Genomic DNA, 405 nt, shown 5'->3' with positions numbered 1-405 from the left:
CCATTGGAAGCATGGTACTAAGTATGATAGCTTCTATCCTAGTAACTAGATCACTTGGCCCAGAGAGGTATGGAATTTACTCTTTTTATATTTCAGTAGTTTCTTTTGTAGGCTTATTCTTTAGGTTTGGAGTGTTTAATTCAGCTGGTTTACTCTTAGTCCACACAGACAATGAAAAGAGAATTAGAAAATTAATTGGTACAGCTTTTATCTTGGGATTGGTAATTGGAGTTGTATACTCTCTGTTTTTGACACTTTCTAGCTGGTTTATTGATGAATTTTTTAAAACTAATGTTGGGAGCATTATAAGATACACTTCACTTCTCTTAATATTCTTTCCCCTCTATTACTTAATAACTCACCTATCCCGAGGCACCAAAAGGGTGGAAATTCTTGCTTTAATGA

The 405-nt window shown here is 34.3% G+C and carries 1 protein-coding gene; it reads left to right on the top strand.

Annotated elements, in window-relative coordinates:
* Positions 1 to 23: 23 nt before the first annotated feature.
* Positions 24 to 405 (top strand): lipopolysaccharide biosynthesis protein (locus E3E37_RS11315; RefSeq protein WP_167717452.1); only part of this gene is annotated, 382 nt, incomplete at its 3' end.

Origin of the sequence: Thermococcus sp. ES12 (assembly GCF_012027515.1) — an archaeon.
GTDB classification, from domain to species: Archaea; Methanobacteriota_B; Thermococci; order Thermococcales; family Thermococcaceae; genus Thermococcus; species Thermococcus barossii.
The sequence above is the reverse complement of the archived record's forward strand: the minus strand, read 5'-3'. Positions and strand labels throughout refer to the sequence as shown.